Source organism: Roseateles sp. L2-2, from assembly GCF_050613215.1.
Classification (GTDB): domain Bacteria; phylum Pseudomonadota; class Gammaproteobacteria; order Burkholderiales; family Burkholderiaceae_C; genus Roseateles; species Roseateles noduli.
The window spans coordinates 2,014,663-2,031,102 of sequence record NZ_CP192509.1 but is presented as its reverse complement, the minus strand read 5'-3'; the positions used below and the strand labels follow the sequence as shown (position 1 = coordinate 2,031,102).

Annotated in this window: 16 protein-coding genes; 7 read left to right on the top strand and 9 right to left on the bottom strand. The window is 70.2% G+C overall.

The genetic code is table 11. The features are described 5' to 3' along the window. The first annotated feature begins 35 nt into the window (after positions 1-35). Entirely contained in the window at positions 36-1,499 is a 1,464-nt protein-coding gene (locus ACQZ13_RS09235; protein ID WP_431053176.1) for a M81 family metallopeptidase, read from the top strand. Between the two features lie 4 nt (positions 1,500-1,503). Here ACQZ13_RS09235 and ACQZ13_RS09230 read toward each other — a convergent pair whose 3' ends face one another. Together ACQZ13_RS09230 and ACQZ13_RS09225 are read right to left on the bottom strand one after the other, a co-directional pair. After that, positions 1,504-2,118 (bottom strand): M24 family metallopeptidase, encoded by a 615-nt coding sequence (locus tag ACQZ13_RS09230; protein ID WP_431051255.1) that lies wholly within the window; start codon positions 2,116-2,118, stop codon positions 1,504-1,506. A 114-nt stretch (positions 2,119-2,232) separates the two neighbouring features. Continuing rightward, entirely contained in the window at positions 2,233-3,153 is a 921-nt protein-coding gene (locus ACQZ13_RS09225; RefSeq protein WP_431053174.1) for a 2Fe-2S iron-sulfur cluster-binding protein, read from the bottom strand. 93 nt (positions 3,154-3,246) lie between these two features. Here ACQZ13_RS09225 and ACQZ13_RS09220 point away from each other — a divergent pair, with 93 nt between their 5' ends. Continuing rightward, positions 3,247-4,782 (top strand): PLP-dependent aminotransferase family protein, encoded by a 1,536-nt coding sequence (locus tag ACQZ13_RS09220; RefSeq protein ID WP_431051253.1) that lies wholly within the window; start codon positions 3,247-3,249, stop codon positions 4,780-4,782. A gap of 41 nt (positions 4,783-4,823) precedes the next feature. On the opposite strand, the gene ACQZ13_RS09215 is transcribed toward ACQZ13_RS09220, so the two are convergent. After that, positions 4,824-5,216 (bottom strand): hypothetical protein, encoded by a 393-nt coding sequence (locus tag ACQZ13_RS09215; RefSeq protein ID WP_431051252.1) that lies wholly within the window; start codon positions 5,214-5,216, stop codon positions 4,824-4,826. A gap of 66 nt (positions 5,217-5,282) precedes the next feature. On the opposite strand from ACQZ13_RS09215, the gene ACQZ13_RS09210 reads away from it, so the two are divergent. Next, complete coding sequence (locus tag ACQZ13_RS09210) at positions 5,283-5,528, top strand: helix-turn-helix domain-containing protein (RefSeq protein WP_431051251.1); 246 nt, start codon at positions 5,283-5,285, stop codon at positions 5,526-5,528. Positions 5,529-5,570: 42 nt separating this feature from the next. Here ACQZ13_RS09210 and ACQZ13_RS09205 read toward each other — a convergent pair whose 3' ends face one another. Together ACQZ13_RS09205 and ACQZ13_RS09200 are read right to left on the bottom strand one after the other, a co-directional pair. After that, positions 5,571-6,620: a FecR family protein gene (locus ACQZ13_RS09205; protein WP_431051249.1), complete on the bottom strand. Its 1,050-nt coding sequence runs from the start codon at positions 6,618-6,620 to the stop codon at positions 5,571-5,573. A gap of 2 nt (positions 6,621-6,622) precedes the next feature. Next, the gene (locus ACQZ13_RS09200) at positions 6,623-7,240 is read right to left on the bottom strand and encodes an RNA polymerase sigma factor (RefSeq protein ID WP_431051247.1); all 618 of its coding nucleotides are present in this window, start codon (positions 7,238-7,240) and stop codon (positions 6,623-6,625) included. 236 nt (positions 7,241-7,476) lie between these two features. Between ACQZ13_RS09200 and ACQZ13_RS09195 the strand changes: the two genes are divergently transcribed. Then, complete coding sequence (locus tag ACQZ13_RS09195) at positions 7,477-9,921, top strand: TonB-dependent receptor domain-containing protein (RefSeq protein ID WP_431051245.1); 2,445 nt, start codon at positions 7,477-7,479, stop codon at positions 9,919-9,921. A gap of 13 nt (positions 9,922-9,934) precedes the next feature. Next, the gene (locus tag ACQZ13_RS09190) at positions 9,935-11,206 is read left to right on the top strand and encodes an MBL fold metallo-hydrolase (protein ID WP_431051243.1); all 1,272 of its coding nucleotides are present in this window, start codon (positions 9,935-9,937) and stop codon (positions 11,204-11,206) included. On the opposite strand, the gene ACQZ13_RS09185 is transcribed toward ACQZ13_RS09190, so the two are convergent. Next, positions 11,193-12,737, bottom strand: a complete 1,545-nt coding sequence (locus ACQZ13_RS09185; protein WP_431051241.1) for a methyl-accepting chemotaxis protein — start codon at positions 12,735-12,737, stop codon at positions 11,193-11,195. The genes ACQZ13_RS09190 and ACQZ13_RS09185 overlap by 14 nt on opposite strands. Before the next feature lie 352 nt (positions 12,738-13,089). On the opposite strand from ACQZ13_RS09185, the gene ACQZ13_RS09180 reads away from it, so the two are divergent. After that, complete coding sequence (locus ACQZ13_RS09180; protein WP_431051239.1) at positions 13,090-14,541, top strand: alpha/beta hydrolase family protein; 1,452 nt, start codon at positions 13,090-13,092, stop codon at positions 14,539-14,541. Between the two features lie 67 nt (positions 14,542-14,608). Further along, positions 14,609-14,761, top strand: coding sequence for a hypothetical protein (locus ACQZ13_RS09175; RefSeq protein WP_431051237.1), 153 nt, complete (start codon positions 14,609-14,611; stop codon positions 14,759-14,761). A 106-nt stretch (positions 14,762-14,867) separates the two neighbouring features. On the opposite strand, the gene ACQZ13_RS09170 is transcribed toward ACQZ13_RS09175, so the two are convergent. The 3 genes from ACQZ13_RS09170 to ACQZ13_RS09160 form a co-directional block, all read right to left on the bottom strand. After that, positions 14,868-15,050: a CsbD family protein gene (locus tag ACQZ13_RS09170; protein ID WP_431051235.1), complete on the bottom strand. Its 183-nt coding sequence runs from the start codon at positions 15,048-15,050 to the stop codon at positions 14,868-14,870. 186 nt (positions 15,051-15,236) lie between these two features. Then, positions 15,237-15,575: a hypothetical protein gene (locus ACQZ13_RS09165; RefSeq protein WP_431051233.1), complete on the bottom strand. Its 339-nt coding sequence runs from the start codon at positions 15,573-15,575 to the stop codon at positions 15,237-15,239. 75 nt (positions 15,576-15,650) lie between these two features. Continuing rightward, positions 15,651-16,349 carry a hypothetical protein gene (locus tag ACQZ13_RS09160; protein ID WP_431051231.1) on the bottom strand — a complete coding sequence of 233 codons (699 nt, stop codon included), beginning with the start codon at positions 16,347-16,349 and terminating at the stop codon, positions 15,651-15,653. Positions 16,350-16,440: the final 91 nt, after the last annotated feature.

Genomic DNA, 16,440 nt, shown 5'->3' with positions numbered 1-16,440 from the left:
ACAACGGCACGAGCGCCGCCAGCACCGGACGAACCATGAAGTTCTTCATCGCCCACCTCGCCACCGAGACCAACACCTTCGCGCCGGCGCCGACGGGGCTGGGCGGTTTCGAGGAATACGGGATCTTCCACGGCGACGCGAGCCGCCGCGATCCCGAAGGCACCGGCGCCTTCATGCGCTTCCTGCGCGAGCTGATCGAGGCGGACGGTCACCAGGTCGCCGAGAGCCTGTGCGCCATCGCGCAGCCGTCGGGTCGCACGGTGCGGCATGTCTACGAGGCGCTGCGCGACGAGATCCTCGCCGACCTGCGCGCGGCGATGCCGGTGGACGCGGTGCAGCTGCTGCTGCATGGGGCGATGGCTGCGGAGGGCTACGACGACTGCGAAGGCGATCTCGCGGCGCACATCCGCGAGGTGGTGGGGCCGGACGTCGCGATCGGGCTGGAGCTCGATCTGCACTGCCATCTCACGGCGCTGATGCAGCGCTCGGCGGATGCGATCGTGGCGTTCAAGGAGTACCCGCACATCGACGCGGAGCCGCGCGGCCACGAGCTCTACCGGATCCTCGTCGACACGGCGGCTGGCCGTGTGCGGCCGGTGACTTCGACATTCGATTGCAAGATGGTCGGGTTGTGGCATACGACGCGCGAGCCGATGCAGTCCTTCGTCGCGCGCATGCAGGCGCTGGAGCGCGAGCCGGGCGTGCTGTCGGTCTCGCTCGGCCACGGCTTCCCGTGGGGCGACGTGCCGGAAGCCGGGGCGAAGCTCTGGGTCGTGACCGACAACGACCCGGCGCTGGCGCGTTCACTCGCGGAGCAACTGGGCCGTGAGTTCTGGGCGCTGCGCGACGCCATCGGCCCGGAGCTCGTCGATGTCGACGGCGCGCTCGACCGTGCGCTGGCGTTGGGCGATGGTCCGGTCGTGCTCGCCGACATCGCCGACAACCCCGGCGGCGGCGCCCCTTGCGACAGCACCTTCATCCTGCGTCGCATCGTCCAGCGCGGCATCGGCAACGTGATCGTCGGCGCACTGTGGGACCTGGGCGCGGTGCACATCTGCCGCGACGCCGGCGTGGGCGCGGAACTCGACCTGCGCATCGGCGGCAAGTGCGGGCCGGCCTCGGGCGATCCGCTGGATCTGCGGGTGGTGGTGCGCGCGGTGGTCGAGGACCACACGCAATCCGCGCTCGGCACGCGCGAGCGGCTCGGCACCTGCGTGCGCGTGGAGGCGGCGAACGGCGTGCACATCGTGCTCTGCTCGATCCGCACGCAGACCTACGGCACGGATGCGTTCACCGGACTGGGTCTGACGCTGGAGAACAAGGCGCTGATCGTGGTGAAGTCGACGCAGCACTTCCACGCGGAGTTCGCACCTATCGCCAAGGCGGTGCTCTACGTCACGACGCCCGGGGCGATGAACTGCGACTTCGCGAGCACGCCGTATCGGCTGAGGTCGCTGGACTACTGGCCGAGGGTGGCGGATCCGCACGGGTTCGGTTGACGCATCAGCACGTCCTCGACATCAGCACGTCCTCGAAGAACGCGCCGATCGGCAGGACCTGATCGCGGACCTGGATCTCGAGCACCCAGAGCCCGTCGCCCGGCGCGAAGCCGGCTTGCGCCAGCTTGTGCCGGCCATAGAGCGCGTGAGGGAAATCGGACACGCGGTGGCCGGCCATCTCGCGGACCAGCGTGCATCCGTGGCGCTGTGCCGCCGCCTCCGCGAGCGTGTAGAGGTCCACGCCGCTCGCACCGTCCACCCAGGCGGCGCGGGCCTCGGTGAACGCCGCACGCGCCGCCTGAGCGCAACGCAGATGCGCCTCGTCGTCGCCGAAGACGAAGGTGTCGCCGTAGTCGCCCTCGTAGCCGTCCCAGACCGGGCCGATGTCGATGAAGACGATGTCGTCCTGGCGCAGGCGCCGCGTGGGATCGCCCGGCTCGCGCGAGGTGCAGGTCGTGTCCTCGCCGAAGCGCACGATCGTCGGATGCCAGTTGCGCTGCGAGCCCAGAGCGCGCAGTCGCCCGTCGGCCAGCGCGAGCGCCTCGGCGCTCGACATGCCGGGGCGCAGCAAGGCGGCGATCTCCGTCACTGCGGCGATCGACTTCTCCCGCGCCGACACGATGCCCGCGAGATCGAAGTGCGGTCCGCTGCGCTCCCAATCGTGCGTCGCGGCCTCGCGACCGCTAGCGACGAAGGCATCGGCAAACCAGTGCGCGGCGGGCAGGCCCGCGGCCTACAGCGCCAGACGCGCGTCGCGCAACATCGCCGGATTGCCGCAGGCGTGAACGCGAACGGAGGACCAGTCGTGTCCGCCCGCCAGCGCGTGGTCCTGCACATGACGCTGCAGGGCGTCGTCCTGTCCGGCATGACCTTTCGTCGCCTGCGGCGACACCGCGTGCCATCGCAGGCGGTCATCGGCAGCCGACCAGGTATCCAGATCCGCGCGGGCGTAGTGATCCGCCTCATGGCGGCCGCCCCAGTAAAGCGTGACGGAGGGCGTCGCGGGGTCGGCCAGCGCCGCCTGCAGCAACGCCCGTACCCCGGCGTAGCCGGTGCCGGTGGCCAGAAGCACCAACGGCGTGCCCGATACGAGCGTCGCGGGAACGCCGAACGGCGCCTCGACCTCCAGCGCATCGCCGGGCGCCAGCTCGCTCAGCAACTCATCGGAGAAACGGCCACCCGGCATGCGCCGGATCTGCAGCTCGATGGGATCGAGGTCGTTCTCGCGCCGATTGGCGATGGAGAAGCAGCGGTGGTCGCCTTCCGGCAGCTGGATGCGCAGATGTTGCCCGGACCGCGTCGCGACGCCCGAGCCCGGATCGAGCACAAGCTCGACGACATCGGGGCTCAGCGCACGGCGCGCCAGGACGTGCAGCGTGAGCTGTCGCGGCGGCGCTTGAGGCACCCAGTCCGGCACATCGAGGACGACATCGCCGCGGGCGCGCACCTGGCACATCAGCACCCGCCCGGGACCAGGGTCGATCGCGTTCGCTGAGGCGGCCGCGGCGCGCTCGACCTCACCATCGATGCATTGCGCGGCGCAGGAGCCGCAGGCGCCGCGCTGGCACGAGAACGGCACCGAGAGGCCCGCCGCCAACGCGGCGTCGAGCACGCTCGGATGGTCGGCCATGGGCACGCGCACTCCATGGGGCATGAGGGTGAACGCATCGACGGAGGTTTTGAGGACTTGCATGGACAGCGATCCTGCCTACACTGTGGCCTCCTCGGAACAGCCACTTCTATCCTTTTGAGCAAGCCACTTCTCAGCGGCGGAGCGACGACCGACGTCGGCACGGGCGGCGCGCCCTTCGACCTTCCCGCGTTGCCTCTTGTCGACGGTGAGACGCGTCAGGCTTGGGTGTATCGACTGCTGCGCGAGGCCATCCTGCAGGGGACGCTCAAGGCGGGGATGCGGGTGCCGTCGTCGCGCGCGCTCGCCGAGCGGCTGTCGGTGGCACGCTCGACGGTCGAGGTCGCCTTCGACCAATTGCGCGCTGAAGGCTACGTGGCCGGCGTCGTCGGCTCCGGGACCTACGTGAGCGCCACGCTGCCCGACCAGTTCCTGCGTCCCGAACGGTTGGCGCGAACGACGAAGGCTGCGTCGAACCCGATATCGTCAGAGGCGCCCCGCTCCGCCACCGCGCGCCCTTCGCGCCACGATGCGACCTTCGTTGCGCGTGTGGCCGACGCAGCGCTGTTCCCGCTCGCCGAGTGGCGCAGCCATCTTCAGGCGGCCGCTCGCGGCACGCGCTTGCAAGCCTCCGCGGAGGACGACGCCTTCGGGGCGTGGGAGTTGCGGACGGAGGTGGCGCGATACCTCGGCGCCGCGCGGGGCGTGTCCTGCGATCCGGCGCAGGTCATCGTCGTCGCAGGCATCCGCCAAGGCCTGAATCTCGCGGCGCGCGTGCTGCTGCGCGCGACGGACAAGGTGCTGATCGAGGACCCGGGGTACTCGCTCGCCGCCGACATCTTCGCGCCGTTCGCGCGGCGCCTGGCCGCCGTGGCGATCGACGAATCGGGCTTCTCGGTCGCGCGGGCGCGCCGGCACGCCGGCGTGCGGCTCGCCCACGTGACGCCGGCGCACCAGTCACCGACCGGCGTGACGATGCGGGTCTCGCGCCGCCTCGAACTGCTGAGCTGGGCGCAGGAGCGCTCGGTGTGGCTGCTGGAAGACGACTACGACAGCGAGTTCAACTACCGCAGCGCACCGCTGCCCGCGCTCAAGAGTCTCGACAAGGACGACCGCGTCATCCATTGCGGCAGCTTCAACAAGACGATGTTCTCCGACCTGCGCATCGGCTACGCCGTGGTGCCGCGGGCGCTGGTGCCCGACTTCGCCGCGGCGTGTCGCGCGATGGGGCCGCCGGTCGGACTGATCGAGCAGCGTGCGCTCGCCGCGTTCATCGCCGACGGAGGACTGGCGCGTCACATCCGGCGCACGCGCGCCGTGTATGCGCGGCGGCGGGAGCGCGTGCTGGAAGCGCTGCGTCATGCGGTCGCACCGGCGCCGCTGCGGACCAGCGGTGAACATGGCGGTTTCCACTTCACCTGGTGGCTGCCGGACGACGTGCCCGCCGACGCCCTGGTGAAGGAGTCGGCGGCGCGCGGGTTGCGGCTTGAGCTCGTGGCCGACTGCTGCCAGCGCGTGCAGACGGCACCCGGTGTCCTGCTCGGCGACAGCGCGCTGAGCGACGAGTCCCTCACCGACGCGCTGCCGCGGCTCGCGGCCGCGATTGCGGCGGCTCGGCAAGCCGTTCGTCCGCCAAGGACGAAACGCCGCTGAGCGGCGCGCCGACCGGCGTCAGGGCCGATCGAAGGTGAAGGTCACGTCGGCCCGCCGGGACGCCTTGCCTCGTCTTGAAAGAGGCCATCGCGCGCCCGCTTCAACAGCGGAAGCACCACGTGGAAGTTCCGGATCAGGTCGTCCTCGGACATGACCGGATGCGGGAAGCGGATCTGGTACACGCCCCAACGTCCTGAGGACGCTCCAAGGATCTCCAGGATGTCGGGGCCATCGCTCTCCCAGGCGATGCCCGCTTGACCGCCATCGGGGTCCTGGACGAAGAGATCCCCGTTCCGCTTCGGCCAGGGGCCCGGCCAGGGAGCGCCGACGTAGCCGAGACGCCATCCTTCCATCTGGGAACCGGCGATCAGCCGGGTGTCGTCGTAAACCGCCTCTTGTTTCATGTTGTCCCATTGCTCCCTGGCTGCAGTCATTCACCGCACGCCCAGTCTGCCTTGAGAAGCTGAAGGGAACGCCCCGTCCGGCGAGAATGCCCTCCCATGGCACAAGGCAAACGCATCTCCGTGGACATCGACGAGGGCGCCCTCGAGGCGATCAAGGCGCTGGGCGCCGCGGCGAAAGCTGCGCGCACGGCCGCCGGCGAAAGCCAGGGCGCGGCGGGCACCCGACTGGGTGTCCACGTCCAGACCATCGCGCGCATCGAGTCCGGCGAACCGGGCGTGGCCATCGGGCATGTCTTCGGGATGCTGGCGCTGTACGGGATCAGGCCGGGGCTACCGGGCTGACATCGTTCATCGCGGACGATCGATCGGTCCGCTGACAGCCGCTCACCGGATCACGATCTCGTTCCCCCGCTCCTCGACCTGGAGTCCGAAACCCGCGCGCAACAGCCGCGCGAAGCCGTCGACGTTGTTCACGTCGAAGGTGCCGTCGATGCGGGTCTGCGCCGCGCGTTCGTTCTCGATGCGCAAGGTCCGCCGGTTGTAGCGGTTGAACTCCGCCGCCGCCTGCGCGAGCGTCATACCGTCCAGCTGCAGCTTCCCCTGCATCCACGCCAGTCCGCCGGCCACCGCCTGCGGCGTTTCATGCGCGAGCTTGAGCGAGGCCCGCGTCGCTTCGCCCACGTCCGCCGCCGCCAGCACCGCCGAGGCGCCGGACTGTCCGTCCACCTGCACCCGTCCTTCGACGACCCGCACGCGCAGCCGATCGCCGTCCCGGCGCAGCGAGAACCGCGTGCCGATCACCGTCACCCGCTGCGCGCCCGCATGGATCACGAACGGCCGCCGCGCATCGTGGGCGATGTCGAAGTAGGCCTCGCCGCTGTCCAGCCACACGCGGCGCTCGCGCGCGTCGACCTCGGTGCGCAGCCGCGTGTCGGTGTTCAGGGTCAGCGACGAGCCGTCGGTCAGCGCCACCACCGCGCGCTCGCCCACCGCCGTGACGTGCGACTCCCCCGCGCGCCACGGCCATACGCCGCCGGGCTCGCTCAGGCCGATGCTCAGCGCCAGACCCAACGCCGCCGTCGCCCCCGCGCCCCAACGTGTCACACGGTGCGTCCAGAATGCCGGTCGGGCGATCGCCCGGAACGAACTCGGGACCTCCGGCTCGTCCCGTACGTGACCTGCGTCCTCGGCCCCCCGGGAGCCCTGCAAGGCCCGTAGTCGATCGGCGCGCGTCCATGCGGCCTCCAGGCGCAGGAATGCGACCAGGTGCGAGGTGGACTGCGCGAGCCAGTCGTCGAGCGCGTGCTGACGCTCCGGTGACCATCCCCGGCCGTCCCGCGCCGCGAGCCAGTCCGCCGCCGCGGCGTCCACGGCGCGGGCACTGGCGGCGGTCGCCGCTTCGCCTTCTTCGGGGGTCCTGTGATTGCTGTTCATCGTCAATGCTTCCGCGTCGGCAGGTCGTCGTCCCGCGCCGCCTCGTGATCGTCCTGGATGCGGCCGTCGCGCACCTTCGTGCCGCGCGCATCGCGGCCGGCGCCGCCCGCGCGCTCATTGCGGTCGCCGCGGCCCAAGGCCTGCGCCAGCGCCCGGATGCCCTTGGAGACCTGCCGCTCCACCGTGTCCTCGGTGATGCCGAGGCGCTCGGCCACCTCCCGCTGCGAGAGGCCCTCCACCTTGCGCAGCCGCACCACTTCGCCACAGCGCGGCGGCAGGGCCGCCAGCGCCGCTTCGAGCAACCTCAGCTCGCTGCGTCCCGCGAGGTGCCGCTCCGGACTGAGCTCGTCCGCCGTGGGCATCACGGCTTCCATGTCCGCGTAGGCTTCGATGGAGACGACCTGCGTCCGGCGGGCCCGGTCGATCAGCAGATGCCGCGCCACCGACAGCACGAAGGCCGGCGCCGAATCGGGCCGTCGTTGCGCGGCGGCGTCGAACACGCGTGCGTAGACCTCCTGCCGGAGATCGTCGATCTCGTCGACGTCGCGCCAGTTCCTGCGCAGGAAGCGCATCAGCTGCGGCTCGTGGGGAAGCACCTCCTCCACGAACCATCGTTTCAACTCATCGAGCGACACATCCGGTTCCCGCGTTCGACATCGCCGCTGATCGCAGCGTTCATCGTGGTTGTCATCATTCCGTCATTCATCCGTCCCCGTCATCTACTAGGACGAACGGCAGCCAGGAATCCGGTACGGCAGCAGCAGAAAAATAGTCTGAAATCTGTATGCCGGATCTCCGGATCTGGCGCGTCTAAGGAAGGAAGACCCCTCCCTCCCCTTCCGCCAAGGATCCCGTCATGTTCAGTCCCGTCCCCTTCCGCCCCGCCGTGCTGGCCCTCGCGGTGCTGTGCGCCGCCGGCGCCCAGGTCCAGGCCCTGGCCCAGACCCGCGCGTTCGACTTCGACATCCCGGCCGGCGAGCTCAAGCCCGCCATCGACCGCTTTGCCCGCGAGACCGGCGCCCAGATCTTCTACAAGGCAGATGACGTGCAGGGGATCGCCACCAAGGGCGTGCGCGGTCGTCGCGCGGAAGACGAGGCCTTGCGGGAGCTGCTGGACGGCTCATCCCTGACCTTCAAGCGCGACGGCACGCGCGCCCTGGTCATCTTTCGTCCCGCCGCCGGTACCGACGGCGGCGCCCCGATCGCCGTTGCCGCCGTTGCCAACGCAGCAGCCGCCAGCGATGCCGGCACGGCACGCGTCGACGACGCGGTCAGCGCCCTCGACACCGTGACCGTGACGGCCCAACGCCGGCCGGAGGCCGCGCAGTCGGTGCCCATCGCGCTGACCAGCTTTTCCGGCGCGACGCTGGACACCTACCGCGTCTCCAGCCTGCAGGACGTCGCGCGGCTGACGCCGGGCCTGCTGGTGTCCGCATTCAGCGTGTCCAACCCGACCATCGCGATCCGCGGCGCCAACAACACCTTCTCGCAGATGGGCGTGAGCAAGCCGGTCGCGGTCGTCGTCGACGACGTCTTCGTCCCCCGCAACGGCGCGGCCAGCTTCGAGCTCTTCGACCTGGAGAGCTTCACCGTCCTCAAAGGCCCGCAGGGCACGCTGTTCGGCCGCAACGTCACCGGCGGGGCGATCGTCATGAACACGCGCAAGCCCGTCTTCAACGAACGCAGCGCGGAGACCCAGCTGACGCTCGGCAACTTCGGCGCAGTCAACGTGGACGCGCTCGCGAACCTGCCCATCGGCGACGACCAGGCGATCAAGCTGTCGGTCGCCACGCGCGACCGCGACGGCACGGGCCGCGACCGGCTCACCGGGCGCGACCAGGACGACCTCCAGAGTCGCAACGTCCGCGGTCAATGGCGCGCCGCACTCGGCGCCGACGTCGACGCGCTCGTCAGCGTCGACTACGGCGAGGACAGCAACGGCGGTCGCACGCTGTCGTCCGTGACCTTCGGCGACGACGGCGACCGGCGCACCTCCGAAGTCGGCGTCCCGCAAGGCTTCGACCGCACGCTGTGGGGCACATCCGCCAAGTTCGAATGGACCCGTCCCTGGGGCGAGATCACCTCCATCACCGCCTTCCGTCATTCGAAGTCGCGCGAGGACTACTCGGGCGTCGGCGCGAACTACGCCCTGCTCGCCACCGGCGCGCAGGCCGTCACCCGCGATGCGGAGCGCGTCGGGACCTGGTCGCAGGAGCTGCGCTACGCCAGCCCGCGCTGGGAGGCTGGCCACCTGCAGGCGGGCGTGTTCTTCCTCGACGAAGACGGCACGCGCCGCCTCGGGCAGCAGTCCTTCGCCGCGAAGACCGGCGCGCTCACCGCGTCGACGCTCGCGGACCAGCAGGTGCGCACACGCAGCGCCTCGGTCTTCGCCGACGGCACCTGGCACTGGACGTCGACCGTGGACCTCACCGCCGGCGCGCGCTACACCTACGACCGCAAGACGGCCTCGCTGGACCGCGCGGACCTGGTGCGTCCGACGGCGGGCTTCTCCGCGCAGGGGCTGCGCGCCTCGTGGAGCGAGTGGACGCCGCGCGTCGCGCTGAACTGGCAGCCGTCGCAGCAGATGCTGCTCTACGCGAGCGTCACGCGCGGCTTCACCGCCGGCGGATTCAACACGGATGCGAGCTCGCTGGCCGCGCTGTCGACGCCCTTCAATCCGGAGACGGTCACCAACCGCGAGCTCGGCCTCAAGTCCCAGTGGCTGGACAACCGGCTGCGCGTGAACCTCTCCGTGTTCGACATGGCCTACCGCGACAAGCAGGAGTTCGTGAACAACACGGTGACCGGCATCCTGAGCATCATCAACGCGAGCCGCGCGACCGTGCGCGGCGCCGAGATGGAGGTGGCCTGGAAACCGGCGAAGTGGCTGGGCCTGTCGGCGACCTACGGCTACCTGGACGGCAGCTACGACCGCTTCGAGATCGGCAACATCAACTACACCGGCAACCCGCTGGCTTCGTCGCCGAGGAACAAGGCTTCCGTGGCCGCGGACTGGCGCATTCCGGTGCGCGGCGGCTTCGCCGTCGGCGCGGTCAACTACGGCTGGCAGTCCGACTACAACACCGGCGCGGCCAACGATCCCAACCTCCAGATCCCGGGCTACGGGCTGCTGAACCTCAATGCCGGATTCGAAGCGGCGGACCGCCGATGGCGCGTCGTGGCGTGGGTCAAGAACGCGACCAACCGGGCCTACATCCTGACGCGCTCCACGCAGGTGGTGCGCGCGGAGTACCTCGGCGATCCGCGCACCTTCGGCGTCACGGCGGCGCTCCGCTTCTGAGCCGGAGATCGTCATGAACATCAATGAACAACGCCGGCGCCTCGTCGGCGCCATGGGACTGCTCGGCCTGTCGGGCTGCGTCGCCGTCCCCACCTCCGCCGGCCCGGCCCTCGCTCCTTGGCAACCGGGCCAGCTCGACATCCACCACCTCGCCATCGGCCGCGGCAGCGCGACGCTGGTGATCCTGCCCGACGGCACGAGCCTGCTGATCGACGCCGGCGCATCGGCCAACGCCACGGACGTCAGCGTCGCCACGCGGCCGGGGCCGCAACGTCGCGCCGGCGAATGGATCGCGCGTTACGCGCAGCGGCACCTGGCGCCGACGGGCGGACGCGGCCTCGACTACCTGCTCGTCAGCCATCTGCATCCCGATCACCTCGGCGACGTCGCGCCAGGACTGCCGCGCTCCGGACGCGGTGACTATCTTCTGACCGGCGTGATGGACGTCGCCGAGCAGCTCGACATCGGCACGCTCATCGATCGCGGCTTTCCGGACTACCGGTATCCAGGCGCGGGCATCGAGCGGGCGCCGTTCGCGGCGAACTACCGCGCGTACGTGGCCGCGCGCCAGGCCGGCGGCGGTGCCGTGCAGCGCTTTGAAGCGGGCACGGACCGGCAGTTCCTGCCGCGGGGTCGTCGCCCTGTCGACGGCCGCTTCGCCGTGCGCAACATCGCGGTCAACGGCGAGGTCTGGACGGGACGCGGCGACGAACGACGGTCGACCTTCCCCGATCCCGCCACACTGCCCGACCGCGACCGGCCGAGCGAGAACATGTGCTGCGCGGCCGTCCGCATCGAGTCGGGTCCGTTCCGCTATTTCACCGGCGCGGACCTGACCAGCGACACCTTCAACGGCGACCCGCCCTGGCGGGACATCCTGGGCGCCGCCGCGCGGGCGGCGGGACCGGTGGACGTCGCCACGGCGGACCATCACGGTCTGTACGACGGGGTCAGCGCCGATGTGGCGCGCACCCTGCGCCCGAGCGCCTGGGTCATCCCGACCTGGCACATCTCGCACCCGAGCCTGCAGCAGCTCGAGCACATGTTCAACGAGCGCCTCTACGCCGGACCGCGCGAGGTCTTCGCCACCGAGGTCATGCACGAGAACGCGCTGATGCACCGCCGGCTGATGCAGAAACTGCGCAGCACGCGCGGCCACGTGATCGTGCGCGTGGAGGCCGGCGGCGAGCGTTTCAGGATGCTGGTGACGGACAACGCGGACGAATCGGATCGGGTGATCTACGAGTCGGCGCCGTTCCGCAGCGGAGCACTCAAGCCAGCTTGAACGTCGCCACCACCTTGACGAGCTGCTCGGCCTGCGACTTCAGTCCGCTCGCGGCCGCGGCCATCTGCTCGACCAGCGCCGCGTTCTGCTGCGTGGCCTGGTCGATGTGGGTGACGGCCTCGCCGACCTGCGCGACGCCGCTGGACTGCTCGCTGCTGGCGGAGCTGATCTCGCCGATGATGTCGTTGACGCGGCGGATGCTGCCGACGACTTCCGTCATCGTCTCGCCGGCGCGGTCCACCATCTTCGTGCCCTGCTCGACGCGCTCGACGCTGGCGGTGATCAGGCGCTTGATCTCCTTGGCCGCCTCGGCGGAACGCCCGGCGAGCGAGCGCACTTCCGACGCCACCACGGCGAAACCGCGGCCCTGCTCGCCCGCGCGCGCCGCTTCGACGGCCGCGTTCAGCGCGAGGATGTTGGTCTGGAAGGCGATCCCGTCGATGACGCCGATGATGTCGCCGATCTGACGCGACGAATCGTTGATGCCCTTCATCGTCTCCACGACGCGGCCGACCACCTCGCCGCCCTGGATCGCCACGTCGGACGCGTTCTGCGCCAGCTGGTTGGCCTGGTGCGCGCTGTCGGCGTTGTGCCGCACGGCGGCGCTCAGTTGCTCCATCGAGGACGCCGTCTCCTCCAGCGAGCTGGCCTGCTGCTCGGTGCGCGCGCTCAGGTCCATGTTGCCGGTGGCCATCTCGTCGCTGGCGGTCTGGATGCCTTCCGACGCCTGACGCACCTGACGCACGAGATCGGTCAGCCCATGGCTCATCTTGCCGAGCGAGCCGATCAGGTACGCGATCTCGTCGCGACCGTCGACCTGCAGGCGCCGGGACAGGTCGCCCTGCGCGACCGCGTCGACCAGCTCGATGGCCTGCGCCATCGGGCGCGTGATCGAGCGGGTCAGCATCACCGCCAGCGTGACGCCCAGCGCGATGGCGATCACGCCCAGCACTTCCAGCTGGAACTGCGCCCGCGCCGTGTCGGCGGCGATGGTCTGGTTCATCTCGTCGATGACCTTGCGCTGGTAGTCCAGCACGGCGGTCAGCGAGGCCACGTAGGCCGGCGCGACGACGCTGAACTCGCTGTCGTAGATGCGGTTGGCCTCGTCGGCCTTGTCGGCGCGCTTGGCCGCCATCATGCGGTCCCGCGCGTCGAGGTAGGCCTTGCGGGCCGCGTTGAACTTGTCCAGCAGCGGCTTCTCGCTCTCGGCGGTCGGCAGTTCCGCCAGCGCCTTGACGATCTCGTTGCCGCGCGCGGTCGAGGCCTTGGCCTCGTCGCGGAAGATCGCCTCCAGCCCGCCGTCCGAGTTCTTCGCGATCGCCTTGCCTCGCGTGACGCCGGCGACGACGTTGCGCAGCTGCTCTTCCAGCAGCCGCTCCTTGGCCAACGGCGAGGCCATCATGCCCTGGACGGCGACCGAGGCACTGCTCAGGCGCAGCACGCTGACGACGAGCATCAGCGCCAGCAGCAGCAGGATGAGCGCAAAGCCGGCGCCGAGCCGGGTACCGACACGCATGTTGTTCAGCGTCATGAGGACCTCTTCCAGGACAAGGGAGTGAAGCGGCCGGCGGGGTCTGGGGAGGCCTGACCGGATTGGTGCGCGAGCCTATGCGCTTGTTTCTTCCGCGAACAGTCCCGGTGCGGACGCGTTCCACACGGGGGCGTGAACAGCTTGACGAAAGCCGCGCCGTTACGCGTGGACCGGCGGAACCGCGCATGACGGATCGATGACGACGCAGCCCCGCGTTGCCGCCTGCGATGCGCTTCATCGCCGGGGATTGCAGTTCGTCATGGCTCGTCGACGGCGCGTCTTCTGGACGTCGCCTCGAACGGGTCGGACATCGAGACTCCGGGCTCCGATGACCGCGCTACGAGGAAGAAGAATGAAATCACTGGTCGTGCTGCCGCTCTGTGCGGCGCTCGCGACGGCGCCCGCGCCGACCCTGGCCCAGGCCGCTCAGGCCGCTCAGACCGCTCAGACCGCCCCGGCCCCCGCGGCTTCCGCGACGGCGACGGCGACGGCGACGGCAACGGCAACGGCAACGGCAACGGCAACTGTCCCGGCGACGACAAACTGTCTGGTGGGTGCCTATCGTCTGGAGAACGCCCAGACCCTGGACCTGGCGCCGGCGCGCGGCAACACCTTGCGCTGGACCGCCTTCACCGGCGAGACGGGCCGGCTGCGTCCGCAGCCTGACGGCGCGTGGACCAGCACCTTCGGCTGGACCGACCAACCGGCGAAGGACACCATGTCATCGACCGACTGCGCCAGCGGCGAGATCACCTTCGGCGGACGTCGCGGCAAGCGCATCGCGTTCGACGTGACCGAGACCCGCTTCGATGCCGGCGGCGTCCCGCTGGTCGGCCGTCTGGTGATGCCGCGCGGTGAGGGTCCGGTGCCCGTGGTGGTGCTCCTGCACGGCTCCGAGACGGACTCCGCACTCGACGGCAATGCGCTTCAGCGCATGCTCCCGGCGGAAGGCGTCGGCGCCTTCGTCTTCGACAAGCGGGGCACCGGCGCCTCCGGCGGCGCCTACACGCAGGACATCCCCCGGCTGGCCGACGACGCGGTGCTGGCCATGAAGGAAGCGCGCCGTCTGGCCGGCCCGCGCGCCGGTCGCATCGGCTACCAAGGGGGCAGCCAGGGCGGCTGGGTCGCGCCGCTGGCGGCGGAGCGCGCGCCGGTGGACTTCGCGATCGTGAGCTTCGGCCTGACGGTCTCCATGCTCGAACAGGACCTGCAGAGCGTCGCGCTGGAGATGCGCGCCCACCGGCACTCCGCGCAGGACACCGAGCAGGCGCTCGCGCTCACGCGCGCCGGCCAGAAGGTCATCGAGTCGCGCGGCCGCGAAGGCTATGAGGCGTTCGACGCGTTGCGCTCGGAATACAAGTCGCAGCCGTGGTTCAAGGACGTCCGAGGCAACTTCCTGCACCTGGTGCTGCCGCTGGACAAGACGCAGATTCTCGTGGGACTGAACACGACCTACAAGTTCGACGTGTCTTTCCGCTACGACCCGATGCCCGCGCTGCGGGCCTCGCGCACGCCGCAGCTGTGGGTGCTCGGCGCGGACGACCGCGTGGCGCCGAGCGCCGGCGCCGCAGCCGATATTCAGTCGCTGATCGCAGCGGGCAAGCACTACACGCTCGCCGTCTATCCCGGCGCCGATCACGGCATGACCGAATTCGAGCTCGCACAGGACGGCCGACGCGTCTCGACGCGTTACGCCCCGGGCTACTTCGCGATGATGCGGGACTTCATCCGCGACGGTCGTGTCGCGGATGCCGGCGGTCGTTACGGGAAGGCCGTCGTGACGCCGCCACTGGGGGGCCAGTGACTGGAGGGCGTCGGCAGTAGTAGAGTGCCGCCATCACGACCCTGAACCACCAGAAGGAAACCGAGCCATGCCAAAAGGCGAGCAACGCAACGACAAGGCCAACAAGAAGCCGAAGAAGGACACCAGCACGCCCAAGGAGTCGACCTCCGTCTCCACCCGGCCCGTCGCGCCGATGACGGCCGTGATGCCCAAGGGCAAGCTGAAGAACAAGCCGGGCTGAGCCGCGAGCCGTCCGGTCCGTCCGGGCGATCGCGGGCGATCGATCCGGGCCATGAAAAACGCCGGCGGGACTCGCGTCCCGCCGGCGTTGTCATTGGCGCCTGGCGTCAGTGCTTGCTGGCGTCCTTGGCCGCTTCCTTCACGTCGCCGTAGGCCTTCTGGGCCTTGCCGTCGACCTGCTTGGCCAGGCCCTTGGCCTGTTGTTCGGTGCTGCCGATGACCTCACCGGTCTTCTGTTGCACCTTGCCGGCTGCGTCCTTGACGGCGCCCTTCACTTGGTCCTTGTTCATCGTCTACTCCAGAAAGTTACTGCGTATCTCGCAGGGTGCGATGGCACGGAGTTCATCCTAGGCGCGGCCCCGTCCGCGGCGTGACGGCGGGCGGCGCGTCCTGTCGTCGGCGTGGTCCTACAGGCCTGTTCATGGGCCGTTCATGGGCCCGCCGATGGATCGTTCAAGGGGCGTTCACACGCCGTTCTAGAGGCCGTCGCACGCCCGCGCGAACGGGTTGCGCCGGGGCATGTTGGCGATCTCCTGCAGGGTCCACAGCTCGGCGGGCGTCATGTGGACCAGCTCACCGAGCGCGGGCAGCCGATCCGTCGGGATCGTGCGACCGCCGGTGCGGGCCTCGCTGACGTGCTGGCGAGGGACTTTCAGATGCCGGGCCAACGCGGCCTGGCTGCCGCACAGGCGCACGGCGCGGTCGACGGCCACCTGCCAGGTCGGCGACGGCATTGACTGGTCGACATCCACGTCGATGCCGATGTCGCGAGCGCCCGCGAAGGCGCCCGCAAAGTGGGTTCCAAGAGTTTCCATGACGAGAGATCCTGCTGCCGCGTTGGCGGACAGCCGATGGCGCCGTGTCGTCCTGCGGGCGACGGCGGCGTGACCTCATCGGGCGGGCGCCGCAGCAGTAGCTGCAGCGGCGGCGACCCGGACGATGCGGAACGGCGGCACGCGCGACGTCGGCGCCGTGGCACGGACGTGTTCGCGCGTCGTGAAGGCCGTTCGGCGCCGGGGTGGTCGCTCCAGAGGCTCGTCGCCCACGCTGCGCCAGGATGGCGGCGCGGTCGCCGGCCAATGGCCGTTGGCGTCGACGGGCACGGGGACCTGCGGCATGTCGACGTTCGCCATGGGCAGGACGTACCCGCCCATCGCCGCCGCATCGCTCAAGGACGGCCCGTCGTGGTCGTCCAGCACGACGGTCGGATCGTCGGCCAGATGATGGTGGCGTTCGAACAGGCCGTGGGCATGGACATGCGCGGGCTTCGCACCGCGCTGGAACTGCAGCTGCACCTGCTGCTGCCGAGCCCGCGCGCTCTCGAGGACCTTCGAGGCCTCCTGCCCCGCCAGCGCCTGCAGCCCGCGATGGACCAGATCGCGCCAGGACTGCGCGAGCGATGGCCCGTCGTGATCGTGATCGGCGGCAGGCGCGTCGCGGTGGTGGTGCGACGGTCCGAGCGTCGTCAGCCGTGCCCCGGCGGCGCCGTACAGCGGGATCGCGATGCACAGCACCAGCAGCAGCGCGCCTCGCGTCTGGCGGAGCCAGCCGGCGAGGGTGCGGGCGAAGGTTCCGGTCGCTGGGCGCATCGCGACGCAGCGTCGCCGAGCTTCGTGTCAGCCGCATGACCGGAGGCCGCGAGCGCGCCAGGCGTCCCGGATTCCCGGGTCGCATTGTTGG